Here is a 16,007-nt window from a genome sequence, read left to right as displayed (position 1 = left end):
CGGCTACGGGCCGAGCTGAGGAAATCCGTCAAGACTCCGATGTCTCCGGCGGATCGCCGTCGAACTTACTGAAGAAAGCCTGAACGAAACAAGGATCTGCATGGTCAAGACTTCGCCATGGCGACGCCTGAGTGTACGGGGCGAAACAGGGGATTAATTCTGATGACGTGGCCCGCCCTCCCGCCCCCGTTCCGCTTCGCTCCACGGACTTCGGGCGCTGCCACGCACGCGCTTCGCGCTGGAACGCTGCGCTATCTCAGGGCTCCGCTGCGCTCCGCCCGAAACGCCTGCGGCTGGCCTCGTAACGGCTACGGCTACCGCCCTCCCGCCCCAAACGCTCCGCACCCCCGCTGACGCTCGGCCGCTCCGCTTTTCTCGCTGCCCCCGCTGCCGGTTAACTCCGCGTCAATCCGGCAGTGCGTTCGTAGATAGTCCCGCCGGGCATCATGCCGGAGTCCGGCGCGGATGGCGCCCAACGCGTCGTGCCCTCGTTGCAGCAGCTCACGGTAGGCCGCCGCCGTGCGCTGCGGGTCACCCAGGCACGACACCAGCGTGTCGTTGTCTGTCCTGGAAAAGCCGAGCATGCTCGTTAGTGTTCGCTCACTGGGCGAGCACGGGCAACCGATTTTCGCCGGTTTGACACGACGAGGTCGCACGTTATCGGGTTGCTTCGGTTGCGCCAGCGCGGCAGGGTCTGCCTCATGCTTGAACTGCGCACCTTGGAATCAGACGACTGGCCGATCTGGAGGGAACTGCGGCAGGCAGCCCTTGCGGAGGCGCCCTATGCCTTCGGCTCGACGCTGGCCGAGTGGCAGGGAGAGGGCGATCGCGAGGAGCGCTGGCGTGCCCGCCTGGAGATTCCCGGCGCGCACAACGTGATCGCGGTCGTCGACGGCCGTCCTGCGGGGATGGCCAGTGGCGTTCCCGTTGAGCATGCAGACGACAGCGTCGAGCTAATCTCCATGTGGGTCAGTCCCGCGGCGCGTGGCAGAGGGGTCGGCGGCAGCCTGATCCAGGAGATTGCGCGGTGGGCCGCACAGCGGGGCGCGAAGTCTCTGCGCTTGTCCGTGATGCCAGGCAACGTGAATGCTGTCGCCCTCTACGAGCGCCACGGGTTCACGGACACCGGTGAGCAGGGTGACCTGCTGCCCGATGGCACAGGTAGAGAACGGGTCATGGCCAAGGACCTGACGAACTGCTAGGTGGATCAGCGGGCCGTATCCGGCCACCGAGTCCGACAGTTCGACGTAGTCGCGGAGCGGCCGAGCGTCAGCGAGGGCGCGGAGCGTTTGGGGCGGGAGGGCGGGTAGCCGTAGGCGTTACAAGCCAGCCGCAGGCGTTGAGGCGGAGCGCAGCGGAGCCCTGAGATAGCGCAGCGTTCAGCGCCAAGCGCGTGCGCGGCAGCGCCACCGGTCCGTGGAGCGAAGCGGAACGGGGGCGGGAGGGCGGGTAGCCGTAGGCGTTACAAGCCAGCCGCAGGCGTGAGGCGAAGCAGAACGGTCGAGGCTCAGGATCCGGGCGCATCACCGCGACTTCGAATTGACCACCGTCTGCACGATGCGGTCCACGGACGGTAGGGCGAGGTCTTCGAGTGCGTCCGCGGCGGGCAGCGGGATGTGCGGCGTCGTGATACGCACCGGTGGGCCGAGCAGCTCGGTGAAGCACTCCTCTGCCGCGATCGAGACGAGCTCGGCGCCCCAGCCGCACAGCCGCGGGTTCTCCTCGACCGTGAACAGGCGGCCGGTTCTGGCCACCTCGCTCAGGATGGTCGCCGTGTCGAGCGGAACCAGGGAACGTACATCGACGACCGTGGCCTGGATGCCTTGCGCGGCAAGCCGTTCCGCGGCGGCGAGCGCGCGGGGGACCATCGCCGCGAGGGCGACGAGCGTGCAGTCGGCGCCGAAACGCAGCACCTTCGCGGTGCCGAGTTCGTCAACGATCTCGCCGTTCGGGACCTCTCCTTTGACCGGGTAAAGCGACTTCTGCTCGAAGAAGAGCACCGGGTCCGGGTCGCGCACCGCCGCCGCGAACAGTCCGATGACATCTCGGGCGTTCGAGGGTGCGACGACCTTGAGGCCGGGCACGGCCATCGCCCAGTTCTCCACGCTCTGCGAGTGCTGCGCGCCGAACTTCAGGCCACCGCCGTTGCCGCACCGGATCACCAGCGGCAGGGTGACCTGGCCGTGCGTCATGTAGCGGGTCTTCGCGATCTGATTCGCCACGATGTCCCAGCACACCGCGAAGAAGTCGCTGAACATGATCTCCGCGATCGGCCGCAGCCCGGTCATCGCCGCGCCCATCGCCGCGCCGAGGATGGCCTGTTCGCTGATCGGGGTGTCGCGCACCCGGACCGGGCCGAACTCGGCGAGCAGGCCAGGCGTCGCCTTGAAGACGCCACCGGCCGCCGCGACATCCTCGCCGAGGAAGACCACCCGCTGGTCCCGTCGCATCTCCTGGCCGATGGCCCGGGCGACCGCGTCGCGGTAGCTCAGTTGCGCCATGACGAACCTCCGTCTGCCCACAGATCCGTCAGCAACAGCGCGGGATCCGGCGCTTGACCCGCCTTGGCCTGCCGTTCGGCCTCGTCTACCGCGGCCCGCGCCGCCGCTTCGATCGCCGCGAGTTCGCTCTCTGCGACGCCGAGATCGAGTAGCCGCCGCCGGTAGAGCGCCACCGGGTCGCGGGCAAGCCAGCGCTCGACCTCCGCCGCGGGCCGGTATTTGGCCGGATCGGCGCGCGAATGACCGCCGTGCCGGTACGTCAGCGCCTCGATCAGGCTCGGACCGTCGCCGGCTCGGGCCCGCTCCAACGCCGCGACCGCCGCGCGGTACATCACGTCCGCGTCGTTGCCGTCGAGGGCGATCGGCTCCAGCCCGTAAGCCGCGGCGCGGTCGGCGGCAGGCCTGCGCACAGCTGTCACGGAGTCGATCGGCGTGTATTCCATGTAGAGGTTGTTCTCGCACACGAACACCACCGGCAGCCGGTAGACCGCCGCGTAGTTCAGCGCCTCGTGGAAAGCGCCGATGTTCGTGGCCCCATCGCCGAAGAAGCACACTGCGACCTGCCCGGAGCCCCGGTACTGGGCCGACCAGGCGGCGCCGTTGGCGATGGTCAGGTGTGCGCCGACGATCGCGTACGAGCCCATCATTCCGTGCTCGACGCTGGTCAGGTGCATCGAGCCGCCCTTGCCCGCCATCAGCCCGTTTGCGCGGCCGAGCAGCTCGGCCATGACCGGCGCCATCGGCACGCCGCGCGCGAGGGTGTGCGCGTGGCCGCGGTAGGTGGCGAAGGTGTAGTCGTCGGGGAGCATCGCCGCGCCGAAGCCGGCCGCGATCGCCTCCTGGCCCAGGGACAGATGGCTGGTGCCCTTGACCAGGTTCTGCAGGAACAGGTCATAGGCCCGCTTCTCGAACTGGCGGATCTCCACCTGGCAGCGGTAGAGGGCGAGCCGCGTACGCAGGTCGGGCTCGGGCGACGCGTCGAGGTCGGTGCTCATGGTGCGGCCGGTGTTCATGGTGCTCAGTCCCTGATGGTCTGATGGTCGGTCAGTAGGGGTTGGCGACGAAGAGCTCCCGGGCCGGGAACAGGGTGATCACCCGCGGACCGGCGGCGGTCACCACGATCTCCTCCTCGATCCGCGCGGCGGAGTAGCCGTCGGCCGCCGGACAGTAGGTCTCCAGCGCGAAGACCATGCCCTCTTTCAGCTCGACCGGATGCTCCAGCGAATTGAGCCTGCTGATGATCGGCCGCTCGTGCAGGGCCAGGCCGAGGCCGTGGCCGAACTGGAGGCCGAACGCCTCCATCTCGTCGGCGAAGCCGAACTGCGGCGCGGCGGGCCAGGCCCGGGCGATCTGCTCCGTGGATGCCCCGGGGCGCACGAGGGCGATCGCGGCGTCGATCCATTCGCGGGCCTTCTGGTACGCGTCGCGCTGCACCGGGGTGCAGCTGCCGACGTTGAAGGTGCGGTAGTAGCAGGTCCGGTATCCGTTGAAGGATTGGATGATGTCGAAGAACGCCTGGTCGCCGGGGCGGATGAGCCGGTCGGAGAAGTTGTGCGGATGCGGGCTGCACCGCTCGCCGGACACCGCGTTGATCGCCTCCACGTCGTCAGAGCCCATCTCGTAGAGACGCTTGTTGGCTAGGGCGACGATCTCGTTCTCGCGGATGCCCGGCTTGAGGGCATCCGCAATGGTCTGATACACCCCGTCGACCATGGCAGCAGCCTGAGTCAGCAGCATGATTTCGTCCGCGGACTTGATCTCCCGCGCGTCGAGCATGACCTGCTGGGCGTCGCGTACGTCCAGTCCGACCCGCTGAAGCTCAAGCACCATCGGCAGCTCCGCGATGTCCACACCCAGCGGCAGGTCTACGACGCCCTGCTCGGCCAACATCGCGCGAATCTCGGCGACGGCGGCGGCGATCAGTCCCGCGTCCGGGGCCACGGAGCCGCGCAGCCCCAGCATCCCGGCGCGGCTGTTGGCCGGATCGAGCCAGGGTGCGTACATCCGGTGATGCCGCGCCGCCGAGCCGAAGTCCCAGAGCACCGGCTCGCCGGTGCGGGTCAGCAGCGCGTAGCGGGCCACCTTGTCGCGGGCCCATTCGCCGATCATCGTGCTTGTCAGATACCTGATGTTGTTGACGTCGAAGACGAGCAGCGCGCCGAGTTCGGAGGCGTCCAACGCGGCCCTGGCCCGGCCGAGCCGGTAAGCGCGCAGCCGGTCGAAGTCCACCCGGGTCTCGAAGTCCACTGCCATGCGACCGGGGGCGGGGAGGAGGTCAGGGGCGGTTCCGTCAGGCGCGGTTCCGCTTGGCTGCTCCTTGCCAGTCAGCGTGCTGGGGCCGGTCATCGGGACTCCTCGGCGAGGGAGAGGCCGTCATCCACGGGCACGTCCTCGGGCAGCAGCTCGAGCCCGGCGGCTGCCGCCTGCTGCGGCAGCAGCGCGGCGAAGTCCTCGTCGGCGTGGCCGCGCCCGATCAGGGCCTGCACCAGCTGATGGGTCAACGCGGCCACCGGCATCGGCACCTCCAGTCGTCGCGCGGCCTCGAGGCCCAGGTCGAAATCCTTGCGCAGCAGCACCGGCGTGAAGGTGGGCGCTAGGTCGAGGCGGACGAACGCAGGGGTCTTATATCTAGTGAAGGTCGAGCCGAGCACGCTGTGGTTGAGGAAGTCAAGGAACGCGGCGCGCGACACCCCGCCCTTCTCCGCTAGCACGGTGACCTCCGCGAGTGCCTGGGTGACGACTCCGAGGAACACGTTGTGCGCGAGCTTCACCAGCCGCGCCGTCTCCCCCTCCCCCGCATAGGTCACCGATCGGCCGAAGACCTCCAGATAGGGCCGCACACGCTCGAACGCCTCGGGTGGCCCGGAGGCGACCACCGAGAGCCGGCCCGCCGCGGCCGCGTGACCGTTGCCGCTGACCGGGGCGGCGATCAGCGCGGTTCCGCGCAGCGCCGCGGCGGACCGAACCCGCGCGGAGACCTCCGCGGACACGGTGGAGGAGTCCACGATCACGCCCGGTGCGACCTCGGCGCGGCTGAGCAGCCCGCCCTCGCCGAGAACCACCTCGGCCAGGTCCGCCGAGCCCGAGACGGTAGTGAACACCACGTCGCGATCCGCGAGGTCCGCGACCGTGTCCACGACGCTCGCGCCGCGCTCGACCAGCGGTTCGGCTTTGGCCCGGGTGCGGTTGTACACCGCGAGTTCGTGTCCTGCGTCGAGGAGCCGGCCGGCCAGCGCGCTGCCCATCCGGCCGGTCCCGATCCAGCCGAGCCGCAGAGAGCCCGGATCGTTCACGGTGACACCTCCGTAGTCGTGCCCGCCTTGCGCGTTTCAGGGGTCCGCGTCGTGTCAGGGGCCCGCGTCGCATCTGGGACATGCGTCGTATCAGGAACCTGCGCCATGCCGCCGAGGTAGAGGCGGGCGACGTTGGGATCCGCCAGCAGTCCCGGACCGGTGCCGGTCAAGCGCGCCCGCCCGGACTCGAGCACCGCGCCGCGATGCGCGATTGCGAGTCCGCTGCGCGCGTTCTGCTCGACCAGCAGGACGGCGCGGCCGTCCGCGGCCAGCCCGGCGATGGACTCGAAGACGGCGCGCCGCGCTCGCGGCTCCAGGCCGATCGAGGGTTCGTCGAGCAGGATCAGCCGCGGTTCGAGCATCAGCGAGCGGGCCAGTTCCACCTGCTTCTGCTCGCCTCCGGACAGCGATCCGGCCGCGTCGTGCCGCCGCCGCGCCACGATCGGGAACTGCTCGGCGCAGCGCTCAGCTCGCCGCCGCAGCTGCGCCCGGTCCCGCAAGATGTAGCCGCCCATCAGCAGGTTCTCCCAGACCGTCATGGCCGGGAACAGGCTGCGCTCCTGGGGAACGTGCACCACGGCGCGGCCCAGTCGCTCGCGCGGCGAGAGCCGGTCGATGGGGTCGCCGTCGAGCAGCACCCGGCCACGTCGCGGCCGTATCAGTCCGCTGATCGCTTTGAGCACGGTGGATTTGCCGGCCCCGTTCGGCCCGATCAGGCAGACCACCTCGCCGGCCTCGACCGTCAGGTCGACTCCGCGCAGGATGTCCCCCGCGCCGTACCCGGCTACCAGTCCCTCGACGGCGAGCAGCGGCGGGCCTCCGGGCGCGCCGGTTCCAGCTCTGGCGCCGGCGGTGCCGCTCATCGCTTCTTCGTCGGCTGACACAGGCTCGTCACTCATGTCACTGCCCCAGATAGGCGTCGAGGACGGCGGGGTCGGCGCGCACCGCGTCGGGCGGCCCGGCGGCGATGCGGGTGCCGCGATCCATCACGATCACCGGGTCGCACAGCCGCATCACCAGGTTCATGTCGTGCTCGACAATCAGGAAGCTGATGCCCATGGCGTGCCGGCGCCTGATGTGCTGCTCCATCGTGGCGACCAGCGTGGGGTTCACGCCCGCGGTCGGTTCGTCGAGCAGCACCAGCCTTGGCTCGCTCATCAGCACCGAGGCGAACTCCAGGAGCTTTCGCTGGCCGTAGGAGAGCTCTGCGGCGGGATGCTCGGCGTGCGCCGCGAGGCCGAATTCCTCAAGCAGGGCGAGGGCCCGGTTCGTGTCGGCGTGGCCACGGCGGCGGGTGAACAGGCTGCGCCATGGGTGACCGGCCGCCACGATCAAGTTGTCCAGCGCGCACAGCCTGGGGAAGATGCGCGCGTGTTGGAACGTGCGCGAGAGCCCGGCCCGGTACAGCGCCGCGGGATCGGGTCGGGCCAGTGCGCGTCCGGCGAAGAGGATGCGGCCGGAATCAGGCTGCAGATATCCGGTCACCAGGTTGAACACGGTGGTTTTGCCGGAGCCGTTGGGCCCGATCAGGCCGGTGATGGCGCCGTCCTGGACGGTGAACGAGCAGTCGTCCACCGCGGTCACCCCGCCGAAGCGTTTGGTGAGGTGCTCGACCTCCAGAAGCGTGGTCACCGGGCCATCTCCTCGGCGACGGTCCCGGTTCCGGCGCCCGCATGGTCAGCAGGGTCCTGAGCCGGCTCGTCCGGGGATCGGCCGGCCGCCGCGCGCCGACGCCGCAGCAGGTGGCCGAGCGAGGGCAGGATCCCGCGCGGCAGCAGCAGCATGATCAGGAGGAACACCGCCGCGTACGCGATCAAGTAAAGCTGCGTCGCGCCGTACTGATACGCGAGGTACTGCTGCGCCGGCACCAGGATGAAGGCGCCGAGCACCGGCCCCCACAAAGTGCCGCGGCCGCCTAGATACGCCATCAGCACCATGCCGATCGTGACCAGCGGGTCGACGGCGAACTGCGGATAGATGAAGGACACGTAGTAAGCCCAGACGCCGCCGATCATCCCCGCGATGCCCACCGACACGGCAAAGGCGAGTAGCTTAGCGCCGGTGACGTGCACACCGATACCTCGGGCACGTTCCTCATCGGCGGCCACCGCCTGCAACGAGAGCCCGACCCCGCTGTGCAACGCGGCCCAGGTGACGCCCATCGAAACGACGAGCAGCAGCACGAGGACCAGATAGAACGGCCGCTCGTAGGTGTCGACGTCGAAGGGCGCGGCTGGCATACCAATGCCCTGCGAGCCGCCGGTGAGCGAGTTCAGGTTGAAGGCGAGAGTCTGCGCGACGAAGAGCAGCGTGATCGTGACGATGGCGAACACGTCGCTGCGCGTGCGCATCGCGATCCAGCCGACCGCGAGCCCGAGCACTGCGACGCCGGCACCGACGATCGGCAGCACCAGGAAGGGCATCAGACCGTTCGCACCGGCCTCCCGGTGCTGGAAGTAGATCGCCTCTGCGTACGCGCCGGCGCCGAAGAACGCGGCGTGGCCGAGCGACGGATAACCCGCGAGGCCGCCGACCAGATTCCAGGCGCTGGCCAAGCCGGCGTAGATCAGCGTGAACACGCCGAGATTCACGATCCAGTGCTCGGTCACGGCGAACGGCAGCGCGGTGAGCAGGCCGAAAAACAGCAGCGCCCGAATCACGCCGGCGCGACTCACAGCGCGCCTCGCAGGCTCGCGCCGAACAGTCCGCGCGGCCGCAGCAGCAGCACCGCGAGCAGCACGATGAAGAAGCTGAAGTCCGACCAGATCGGCGGGCCGAGCGCGGCGACCAGTGCGGCGACCACGCCCATGACGAGGGCGCCGACGATCGAGCCGCCGATGCTGCCGAGACCGCCGAGCACGACGATGGAGAGCAGCCGGGAGATCAGGTCGTAGTGGCTGCCCGAGTTGAACGAGTACAGCAGGCCGTACACGGCGCCGGCCGCCGCCGCCGTCGCCGCGCCGATTCCGAAGCCGGCGGCCGCCACCACCCGCGAATTCACCCCGAGCAGTTGGGCCGCCTCAGGGTTCTGCACCGTGGCGCGGATCGCGCGGCCGAACTTCGTGCGCTGTAGCACCAGATACAGCAGGCCGAGCAGCGCCGCGGAAAGCAGAAACGCGTACAGCCGCACCGCAGAGATCTGATAGCCGCCGACCGTGAACGAGCGGTCCGCGTAGCCGGCTTGGATCGTGCGGTAGTTCGTCTTGTACGTCACGCTGAGCACGCCCTCAATGCCGAGCGCGACCGCGAAGGTGACCAGCAGCGAGAGTTCCGCCCGGTCCTCCTCGCGCAGCGGGCGCAGGAACAGCCACTGCAGCCCCGCCCCGACGCCGAACAGCGCCGGGGTGGTGACCAGGATCGAGAGGAAGGGATCGAGGCCGAAGGAGGTGAACAGCGAGTAGCTCAGGTACGCCCCGGCGATCACCAGCGCGCCCTGCGCGAGGTTGACCACCTTCATCACGCCGAAGATGATCGTCTGACCGCTGGCCATCAGGGCGTAGACGCCCCCGGTCAACACGCCCAGAATCAGCGCCTGGATGACGGTGTGCACGCGACCGGCCTACTTTCCGGCCCAGGCCAGCGGTTCGGTGACCGGAGCGTGCTCGGCGCTGCTGGGCGGATAGACGGCGAGCAGCTTGCCGCCGATCCACTGCTCCAGCAGATACGAGCCCTGCGGCTGGCCTGAGGAGTCCCAGGACAGGTTGCCTTCCAGCGTTGGCCAGGTGCCCGAATGCAGGGTGCTGATGATGGTCGCGTTGTCGACCTTGCCGGTCTTGGCGGCCACCTCCTCCAGCAGCATTCCGCAGGAGTAGGCCTCGGCCGAGGTGCTGTCGATCTGGTCGGCCGTGCCGCCGTACTTCTTGATGTACGCGGCGATGAAGGCGGCGCTGCCCGAGGCGGTGCTGCCGGAGAACCAGTCCCCTGAGGAGAAGATGCCCTCGGTGTTCTTCAGCCCGACCGCGTTGGGGAAGTCGACCGGCGAGTTGGCGCCGTTGGACAGGAACAGCCACTTGGGCGCCCACTTGAGCTGGATCATGGCCCTGACGTCGGCGTAGGCGTCCTCGGACTGTGTACCCGCCACCACCACATCCGGCTTGGCCGCAGCCACCTTGGCGATGATCGGGGTCAGGTCTGTGGTCTCGGCGGGGTAGATCGACTTGTACACGGTCTGGATCCCGGCCGCCTCGAAGCGCTGGCGCACCGCGTCGGCGATCGGCGAGGCGAACGGGTCGTCAAGGGACGGATACGCGGCGGTCTTCGGGCGCTGATCCGCCGGCAGCGACAGGATGTAGTCCGCGAACACCATCCCGCCCTGCACCGTCGCGGCCGGCTGGACGAAGAAGAGGTTGTGCAGATGCTGCGCGAAGACCGCGGGCCCGCCGCCGGCCGGCTCGATGAACGCGTAGTGGTAGCGGTTGACCACCGCCGAGGACGGGATGGTCAGCAGCGAGGAGAAGGGCCCGAAGACCAGGTCCACATGGTCGCGGTTGATCAGGTTCTGATAGTTGCTGACGGCCTGGTTCGGGCTTGAGGCGTCGTCCACGATCTTGAGGTTCACCTTGCGCCCGAGCACGCCGCCCTTGGCGTTCACCGTGTCGGCCCACAGCTGATAGCCGCGCTCGGCGGCCTTGCCGGGGTCCGCGAAGTCCCCGGTGAGCGAGAGCGAGATGCCGATGTTCAGGGTCGTCGGGGCCTTGGCGGCGGGATGCGAGCTCCCGCAGGCCGTAGCGAGGGTGCTCGCGGTCACCACCAGGGCGACGGCGGCGGCGCGGGTTCGAAGGGAAAAGACGTGGCGGATGCCGATGCGGCGGACCGCCCGCTGTGACGGATCGAGGAGCTGCATACGATTGCAGTGAAGCATGTGCTCTGTCCTCCTCGGGACTACCTGATCCGGTGTGGGAAGGAGGTGCGGACTGACGGACGCGGGGTGAGCTGGTCGAAGCCGTCGATTGCGGTGCAATATCCGCCCAGGCAGCCGCGGTGTCAATGCTTACCCGGCGCGGATCTCCACTCGGCGCCCCCGCCTGCGCCTTCGCGCCCCCGTGCTCGCGACTCGCGCGGCCTCGGCCTGCAATCGATTGTCGGATCACCCGGAGTTACACTCGGCGCGTGTCCCGAACGTCCACCCTGTCCGACGTCGCACGGCGCGCCGGCGTCCACCAGGCAACCGCGTCCCGCGCGCTGAACCCGGCGAGCCGCCACCTGGTGAACCACGCCACCGCCGAGCGGGTACTGGCTGCCGCCCGGGAGCTCGGCTACGTCCCGAACGCGATCGCCCGCGGTCTGCGCACCAGCCGCACGGGCACGGTCGGCGTGATCATTCCGGACCTGATGAACCCGCTGTTCCCGCCGATCGTGCGCGGCATCGAGGACGTACTCGCGCAGGAGGGTTACACCGCGCTGCTGGCCAACACGGACAACGACGAACAGCGCGAGCGCGCTCTGTTCGAGTCCTTAGTCACTAGGCGGGTGGACGGCTTCATCGTCGCGACGGCCCGCCGGACTCACCCGCTGCTGGACGAGGCGGCGCGCCGCGGGCTCAAGGTGGTGCTGGTCTACCGCGGCACCGACCGCACCGACTTCTGCGCGGTGACCGCCGACGACTGGCTCGGCATCACGCTGGCGACGGAGCATCTGATCGAACTCGGGCACCGCCGCATCGGCCACCTGGCGGGCCCTCAGGACGTGTACACCGGCTCGATCCGGGCCCGCTCGTTCAACGAGGCGCTGCGATCGCATGACCAGGACGTGCCCGCGGAGCACATCGTGGTCTGCGATGCGTACAGCGAGGCCGCCGGGGTGTCCGGGACGCGGCGGCTCCTGGACCAGGCCCCGGACCTCACCGCGATCGTCGCGGCCAACGACCTGCTCGCCCTCGGTGCCTGCGACGTGCTGCGGGAGCGCGGCCTGCGCTGCCCCGATCAGGTTTCCGTCACCGGCTTCAACGACATGCCGTTCGCGGACAAGTTCGACCCGCCGCTGACCACCGTGCGCGTGCCGCACTACGACCTCGGCGCGGAGGCCGGCCGGCTGCTGCTCGACCAGCTCACCCGCTCGGGCCCGCACCCGACCAAGCGGCTCTCCCTCACACCCACGCTCATCAAGCGCGGCTCGACGGCACCGCCGTCGATACGTGAAGCGCCGTCCACTCACGGCCCCGCCTGAAGGCCGTGAGCGGACGACGCCGCTCCGTTCTCCCGATCGCTGTCGCTATGGCTTAGGAGGTGCTGCAGGCCACGCCGTTGAGGGCGAAGCCGGTGGGCGGTGCGGAGTTGCCGGTGTGGTTGGCCTGGAACCCGAAGCTGGTGTTGCCGCCGGGCGGGATCGCGGCGTTGTAGCTGACGTTCGTGGCCGTGACCGCGCCGCTAGTCGGGCTGATCGTGGCGTTCCACGCGTTGGTGACGGTTTGGCCGCCCGCCAGGGTGAACGCCAGTCGCCAGCCGTTGATCGCCGTGCTGCCGGTGTTGGTGACGGTGATGTTCTCAGTCATCCCGGTGTTCCAAGCGCTCACCGTGTCCGAGACGCGGCACGCGCCAGAACCGCCAGTTGCCGAAGCGGAGGGCGACGCCGAGGGTGACGTGGACGGTGACTGCGTCGGCGTCGGGCTTCCGCTCGGCTGGCCCGGATTGCCGATGCTGCCGGGCACTGAGAGCAGGGCGCGGTACCAGACTGCTGCCATCTTGTCGTAGCCCGCGGCGTTGGGGTGGACACCGTCTTGCAGGTCCGCAGTCGTCAGCGCGTCGTACATGTCTACCAGGTGCACGTGCTTGCCCGCCGCCACCTTGCTTTGCACGATGCCGGGGATCGCCGCGTTGAACGCCTGCAGTTGGGCGGCGTCATAGCTGAGCGGGATGATCTGCGCGACGAACACCTCAGCGCTCGGCAGGGTGTTGGTGATGTGGTCGATCAGCGCGGACAGCCGGTTCGGCGCGTTGGGCAGGTCGTAGTTCTGGCTGATGTCGTTGGTGCCGATGTGCAACAGCACCGTGTGCGGCTGGTAGGTGTTGAGCCAGCCCACGATGTTCGCGTCGATCTGGTCGATGCGCCAGCCGGAGTGGCCTTCGTGGTTCTGGGAGCACGCGAGGGCCGGGCCGTTGGAGAGCGATCCGACGAAGTTGACGTTGTAACCGCCGGCGACCAGCCGCTGGCACAGGCCGATGCGGTACCCGCCGGGCACCGTCAGGCCGTCGGTGATGGAGTCGCCCAGCGGCATGACCTTCACGCCGTTGGAAGCCGCGACTGCGACGTTTGCCTTGATCGCCGCTCCGGCCGCGAGCGCCCCGACCGCCAGTGCCGGTGCCAGCGCGGCGGCCAGCCATTGTCTGCGTATGCCCATGCCCGATCCTTCCCGCGTGGCGACAGGCGCAGTGTGAAGTGGGCCAGGCCGGCGGGCAAGGATCGCTTGCGGCCCTTGCGGCGTCCCTCGCGCACATACATCGGGTCGGTACGGGCCGCCTTCGCCCTCTGACGTGGCCCGCTCGTGTCGTCGAACATTTCGGCCGCTGTGGTCAAACAGCCCGAATCTTGTGCGCACTCTGCGAAAGTTTCTGCCAACAGAGCCTCCCCGACGGCGGCGAAGATCTAGGCGTCCGGTGGTCGGCGGACGAGCGCCGACGCTCTCGAGGCGACTTGCGCAGCAGCGCGGCGCGGAGGTCTCCGAATGCAAGTTTCGAAGGCCTTAACCGGTTTTGCCGCACAGCGCCGGATTTCGTTGACCGCACAGGTTTCCGCAACTACCGTCGCGCGGCGAGTCGGGGCACCGCTCCGTCACCCGTCATCCGTCATCCGTCATCCGTCAGGCGCAAGTCGAGCCCTCGCACGGCGCATCAGGCCACAGCGACGGCACGGAGGGAGAGGACTGCGATGAGAACGCGCAAGACTCGCGCGGCGCTAGCCGCCACACTCGCGACGGTCACGGCGACCGCCTTATCCGCCCTGGTCGTGCTCGCGCCGAGCGCGTCGGCGGCCTCGCTGGTGCAGATCAGCAACTTCGGGAACAACCCGACCGGCCTGTCGATGTACGAGTACATTCCGGCCAATGTGAGCGCTCATCCGCCGCTGCTGGTCGTCCTGCACTACTGCGGCGGTTCCGCGCAGTCGGAGTTCAGCGGCACCGAGTTCGCCTCGCTGGCCGACCGTTATGGGTTCATGGAGATCTACCCGCAGGTCAACAACCCGAGCAATGACTGCTGGGACGTCGCCTCCGACGGAGCGCTGACCCACAACGGCAACAGCGACCCCGCGGGTATCATCGCAATGGTCCAGTACGCCGAGGCGCACAACAACGTCGACACCAGCCGCATCTACGTCACCGGCAACTCCTCCGGCGGCATGATGACCAACGTCATGCTCGGCGACTACCCGGACGTGTTCAAGGCCGGGGCCGCGTTCATGGGCGTGCCCTTCCACTGCTTCTACACCGGCACCGTGCGCGGCTGGAACTCCGCTTGCGCCCAGGGTCAGGTCAGCAACACCCCGCAGGCCTGGGGCGACTACGTCCGCGGCGCCTATCCGGGTTACTCCGGCCCGCGCCCGCGCATGCAGCTGTGGCACGGCACCACCGACACCACGCTCAGCTACAACAACTTCGGCGAAGAGATCAAGCAGTGGACCAACGTGCTCGGCGTGAGCCAGACGCCGACATCCAGCAGCGTCATCAACGGAAACTGGACGCACACCACCTACGGCGACGCCAACAACCCGGCCGTCGACGCCTACAGCATCGCAGGGGTCGGACACGCCTTGCCACAGACCGGCATGGCCGCGGTCGCCATCCACTTCTTCGGCCTCGACGGCAGCGGCAGCACCGGCAGCCCATCGCCCAGCGCCTCCTCCTCGCCGTCCGCCAGCGCCTCCCCGTCGCCCTCGGCATCGGCGTCGCCTTCCGCGTCGGCGTCGGCGTCGAGCACCGGCACTGCGGGCGCGTGCAAGGTCACCAACCAGGTCAGCGCGTGGAACACCGGGCTGACGAACAACGTCACCATCACCAACACCGGCAGCAGCGCGATCAACGGCTGGCGGCTGACCTTCACGCTGGCCGGCGGCCAGACCGTGACCAATGCCTGGAACGCGACGATCAACCCCTCCAGCGGAGCGGTCACCGCGACGAACGTCAGCTACAACGCGTCCATCCCAGCTGGCGGCAGCACCAGCTTCGGCTACCAGGCCAACCACACAGGCAATACAGCTGTGCCTACCGGTTTCGCCCTCAACGGCAGCCCGTGCAGCAGTAGCTGAAGCTGACCCGCCCGCGGTCGCAGGTCCGCGATGCGGAGATCCCGTGGCGCGCCGCCGTCTACCCGAATCTGCCGTGGATGTAGTCGGCGGTGCGGGGATCCGTCGGCGCGCCGAACATCGCCTCGGTGGTGCCGTGTTCGACGATCCGGCCGGGCGTGCCCTGCTCGGCGAGGAAGAAGGCGCAGCGATCCGAGATCCGCGCAGCCTGCTGCATGTTGTGGGTGACGATCACGATGGTCACCTCGTGCATCAGCTCCCTGATCGTCTCCTCGATCCGCCGGGTCGAGGTCGGATCCAGGGCGGAGCAGGGTTCGTCCATCAGCAGCACGCGTGGGCTGACCGCCAGCGACCGGGCGATGCACAGCCGCTGCTGCTGGCCACCCGACAACGCGCCGCCCGGCTGGCGCAGCCGGTCCGCCACCTCGTTCCACAGCCCTGCCTTGATCAGGCAGGACTCCACGAGATCGTCCTTCTGCGCGCGACTGAGCCGCCGGCCGGTGAGCTTGAGCCCGGCGGTGACGTTGTCGTAGATCGACATGGCGGGGAACGGATTCGGCTTCTGGAACACCATCCCGACGTGCGCACGCACTTCGGTGAAACGGCGCTGTGGCGCGTACACGTCGACACCGTCGAGCAGGACCTCGCCGGCGAGTGAGGCCGAGGGTACGAGTTCGTGCATCCGGTTGAGGATGCGCAGGAACGTGGACTTCCCGCAGCCGGACGGCCCGATGAGTGCGGTGACCTGTCCGGCCGGCATCGCGAGCGAGACGCGGTCGAGCACCTTGCGCTCGCCGAACCAGGCGGATACAGCGCGCGCGTGCAGGTCGGCCGGATCCGCGGTGATCGGGGCGTTCGGCATGGCGACGGTCGCCAATCCGGGATCGAACTCGCCCTCCGGCGCCGGTTCGCGTCCCGGCTCTGAGCCAGGTTCGCGTCCCGGTCCCGGTCCGCGTCCCGGGTCAGGCTCGGCGAAGGG

At 69.0% G+C, this 16,007-nt stretch carries 14 protein-coding genes; 3 read left to right on the top strand and 11 right to left on the bottom strand.

The window, feature by feature from the left end; all coding sequences use genetic code 11:
• Positions 1–701 precede the first annotated feature (701 nt).
• On the top strand, positions 702–1,202 hold the full coding sequence (locus VFA06_RS10820) for a GNAT family N-acetyltransferase (RefSeq protein ID WP_324840346.1): 501 nt from the start codon (positions 702–704) through the stop codon (positions 1,200–1,202).
• 321 nt (positions 1,203–1,523) lie between these two features.
• Here the strand turns inward: VFA06_RS10820 and VFA06_RS10815 are convergent, their stop codons facing one another.
• Genes VFA06_RS10815 through VFA06_RS10775 form a run of 9 tightly spaced genes read right to left on the bottom strand, consistent with a single transcriptional unit; the run spans position 1,524 to position 10,637 of the window.
• The gene (locus tag VFA06_RS10815; RefSeq protein ID WP_324840345.1) at positions 1,524–2,501 is read right to left on the bottom strand and encodes a pyruvate dehydrogenase complex E1 component subunit beta; all 978 of its coding nucleotides are present in this window, start codon (positions 2,499–2,501) and stop codon (positions 1,524–1,526) included.
• The gene (locus tag VFA06_RS10810) at positions 2,489–3,514 is read right to left on the bottom strand and encodes a thiamine pyrophosphate-dependent dehydrogenase E1 component subunit alpha (RefSeq protein ID WP_324840344.1); all 1,026 of its coding nucleotides are present in this window, start codon (positions 3,512–3,514) and stop codon (positions 2,489–2,491) included. The genes VFA06_RS10815 and VFA06_RS10810 overlap by 13 nt, the downstream gene beginning before the upstream one ends.
• 31 nt (positions 3,515–3,545) lie before the next feature.
• A complete protein-coding gene (locus VFA06_RS10805) occupies positions 3,546–4,847 on the bottom strand; it encodes a M24 family metallopeptidase (protein WP_324840343.1) in 1,302 nt (433 codons plus the stop codon).
• Entirely contained in the window at positions 4,844–5,794 is a 951-nt protein-coding gene (locus VFA06_RS10800) for an NAD(P)-dependent oxidoreductase (protein WP_324840342.1), read from the bottom strand. The genes VFA06_RS10805 and VFA06_RS10800 overlap by 4 nt, the downstream gene beginning before the upstream one ends.
• Positions 5,791–6,657, bottom strand: coding sequence for an ABC transporter ATP-binding protein (locus VFA06_RS10795; RefSeq protein ID WP_324840341.1), 867 nt, complete (start codon positions 6,655–6,657; stop codon positions 5,791–5,793). Before VFA06_RS10795 ends, VFA06_RS10800 begins: the two co-directional genes overlap by 4 nt.
• Before the next feature lie 37 nt (positions 6,658–6,694).
• On the bottom strand, positions 6,695–7,426 hold the full coding sequence (locus VFA06_RS10790; protein ID WP_324840340.1) for an ABC transporter ATP-binding protein: 732 nt from the start codon (positions 7,424–7,426) through the stop codon (positions 6,695–6,697).
• Positions 7,423–8,469 carry a branched-chain amino acid ABC transporter permease gene (locus VFA06_RS10785; RefSeq protein ID WP_324840339.1) on the bottom strand — a complete coding sequence of 349 codons (1,047 nt, stop codon included), beginning with the start codon at positions 8,467–8,469 and terminating at the stop codon, positions 7,423–7,425. The genes VFA06_RS10790 and VFA06_RS10785 overlap by 4 nt, the downstream gene beginning before the upstream one ends.
• Positions 8,466–9,344, bottom strand: a complete 879-nt coding sequence (locus VFA06_RS10780) for a branched-chain amino acid ABC transporter permease (protein ID WP_324840338.1) — start codon at positions 9,342–9,344, stop codon at positions 8,466–8,468. The genes VFA06_RS10785 and VFA06_RS10780 overlap by 4 nt, the downstream gene beginning before the upstream one ends.
• 9 nt (positions 9,345–9,353) lie before the next feature.
• Positions 9,354–10,637: an amino acid ABC transporter substrate-binding protein gene (locus tag VFA06_RS10775; protein ID WP_324840337.1), complete on the bottom strand. Its 1,284-nt coding sequence runs from the start codon at positions 10,635–10,637 to the stop codon at positions 9,354–9,356.
• Between the two features lie 266 nt (positions 10,638–10,903).
• Here VFA06_RS10775 and VFA06_RS10770 point away from each other — a divergent pair, with 266 nt between their 5' ends.
• The gene (locus VFA06_RS10770; RefSeq protein ID WP_324840336.1) at positions 10,904–11,959 is read left to right on the top strand and encodes a LacI family DNA-binding transcriptional regulator; all 1,056 of its coding nucleotides are present in this window, start codon (positions 10,904–10,906) and stop codon (positions 11,957–11,959) included.
• Positions 11,960–12,011: 52 nt separating this feature from the next.
• On the opposite strand, the gene VFA06_RS10765 is transcribed toward VFA06_RS10770, so the two are convergent.
• Positions 12,012–13,130, bottom strand: coding sequence for a cellulose binding domain-containing protein (locus VFA06_RS10765; protein WP_324840335.1), 1,119 nt, complete (start codon positions 13,128–13,130; stop codon positions 12,012–12,014).
• A gap of 527 nt (positions 13,131–13,657) precedes the next feature.
• Here VFA06_RS10765 and VFA06_RS10760 point away from each other — a divergent pair.
• Positions 13,658–15,031: a PHB depolymerase family esterase gene (locus VFA06_RS10760; protein WP_324840334.1), complete on the top strand. Its 1,374-nt coding sequence runs from the start codon at positions 13,658–13,660 to the stop codon at positions 15,029–15,031.
• Positions 15,032–15,089: 58 nt separating this feature from the next.
• On the opposite strand, the gene VFA06_RS10755 is transcribed toward VFA06_RS10760, so the two are convergent.
• On the bottom strand, positions 15,090–15,890 hold the full coding sequence (locus tag VFA06_RS10755) for a phosphate ABC transporter ATP-binding protein (protein WP_324840347.1): 801 nt from the start codon (positions 15,888–15,890) through the stop codon (positions 15,090–15,092).
• Positions 15,891–16,007 lie beyond the last annotated feature (117 nt).

The sequence above is a fragment of the Actinocrinis sp. genome (assembly GCF_035653575.1).
GTDB lineage: Bacteria > Actinomycetota > Actinomycetes > Streptomycetales > Catenulisporaceae > Actinocrinis.
Note: the sequence above shows the minus strand (reverse complement) of the source record. Positions and strands in the feature narration are given on the sequence as shown.

Bases quoted from the DNA above. Each gene is read 5' to 3' on its own strand.
- VFA06_RS10820 (WP_324840346.1), top strand. From the start codon at position 702: ATGCTTGAACTGCGCACCTTGGAATCAGACGACTGGCCGATCTGGAGG.
- VFA06_RS10815 (WP_324840345.1), bottom strand. From the start codon at position 2,501: ATGGCGCAACTGAGCTACCGCGACGCGGTCGCCCGGGCCATCGGCCAG.
- VFA06_RS10810 (WP_324840344.1), bottom strand. From the start codon at position 3,514: ATGAACACCGGCCGCACCATGAGCACCGACCTCGACGCGTCGCCCGAG.
- VFA06_RS10805 (WP_324840343.1), bottom strand. From the start codon at position 4,847: ATGACCGGCCCCAGCACGCTGACTGGCAAGGAGCAGCCAAGCGGAACC.
- VFA06_RS10795 (WP_324840341.1), bottom strand. From the start codon at position 6,657: ATGAGCGGCACCGCCGGCGCCAGAGCTGGAACCGGCGCGCCCGGAGGC.
- VFA06_RS10775 (WP_324840337.1), bottom strand. From the start codon at position 10,637: ATGCAGCTCCTCGATCCGTCACAGCGGGCGGTCCGCCGCATCGGCATC.
- VFA06_RS10765 (WP_324840335.1), bottom strand. From the start codon at position 13,130: ATGGGCATACGCAGACAATGGCTGGCCGCCGCGCTGGCACCGGCACTG.
- VFA06_RS10760 (WP_324840334.1), top strand. From the start codon at position 13,658: ATGAGAACGCGCAAGACTCGCGCGGCGCTAGCCGCCACACTCGCGACG.
- VFA06_RS10755 (WP_324840347.1), bottom strand. From the start codon at position 15,890: ATGCCGAACGCCCCGATCACCGCGGATCCGGCCGACCTGCACGCGCGC.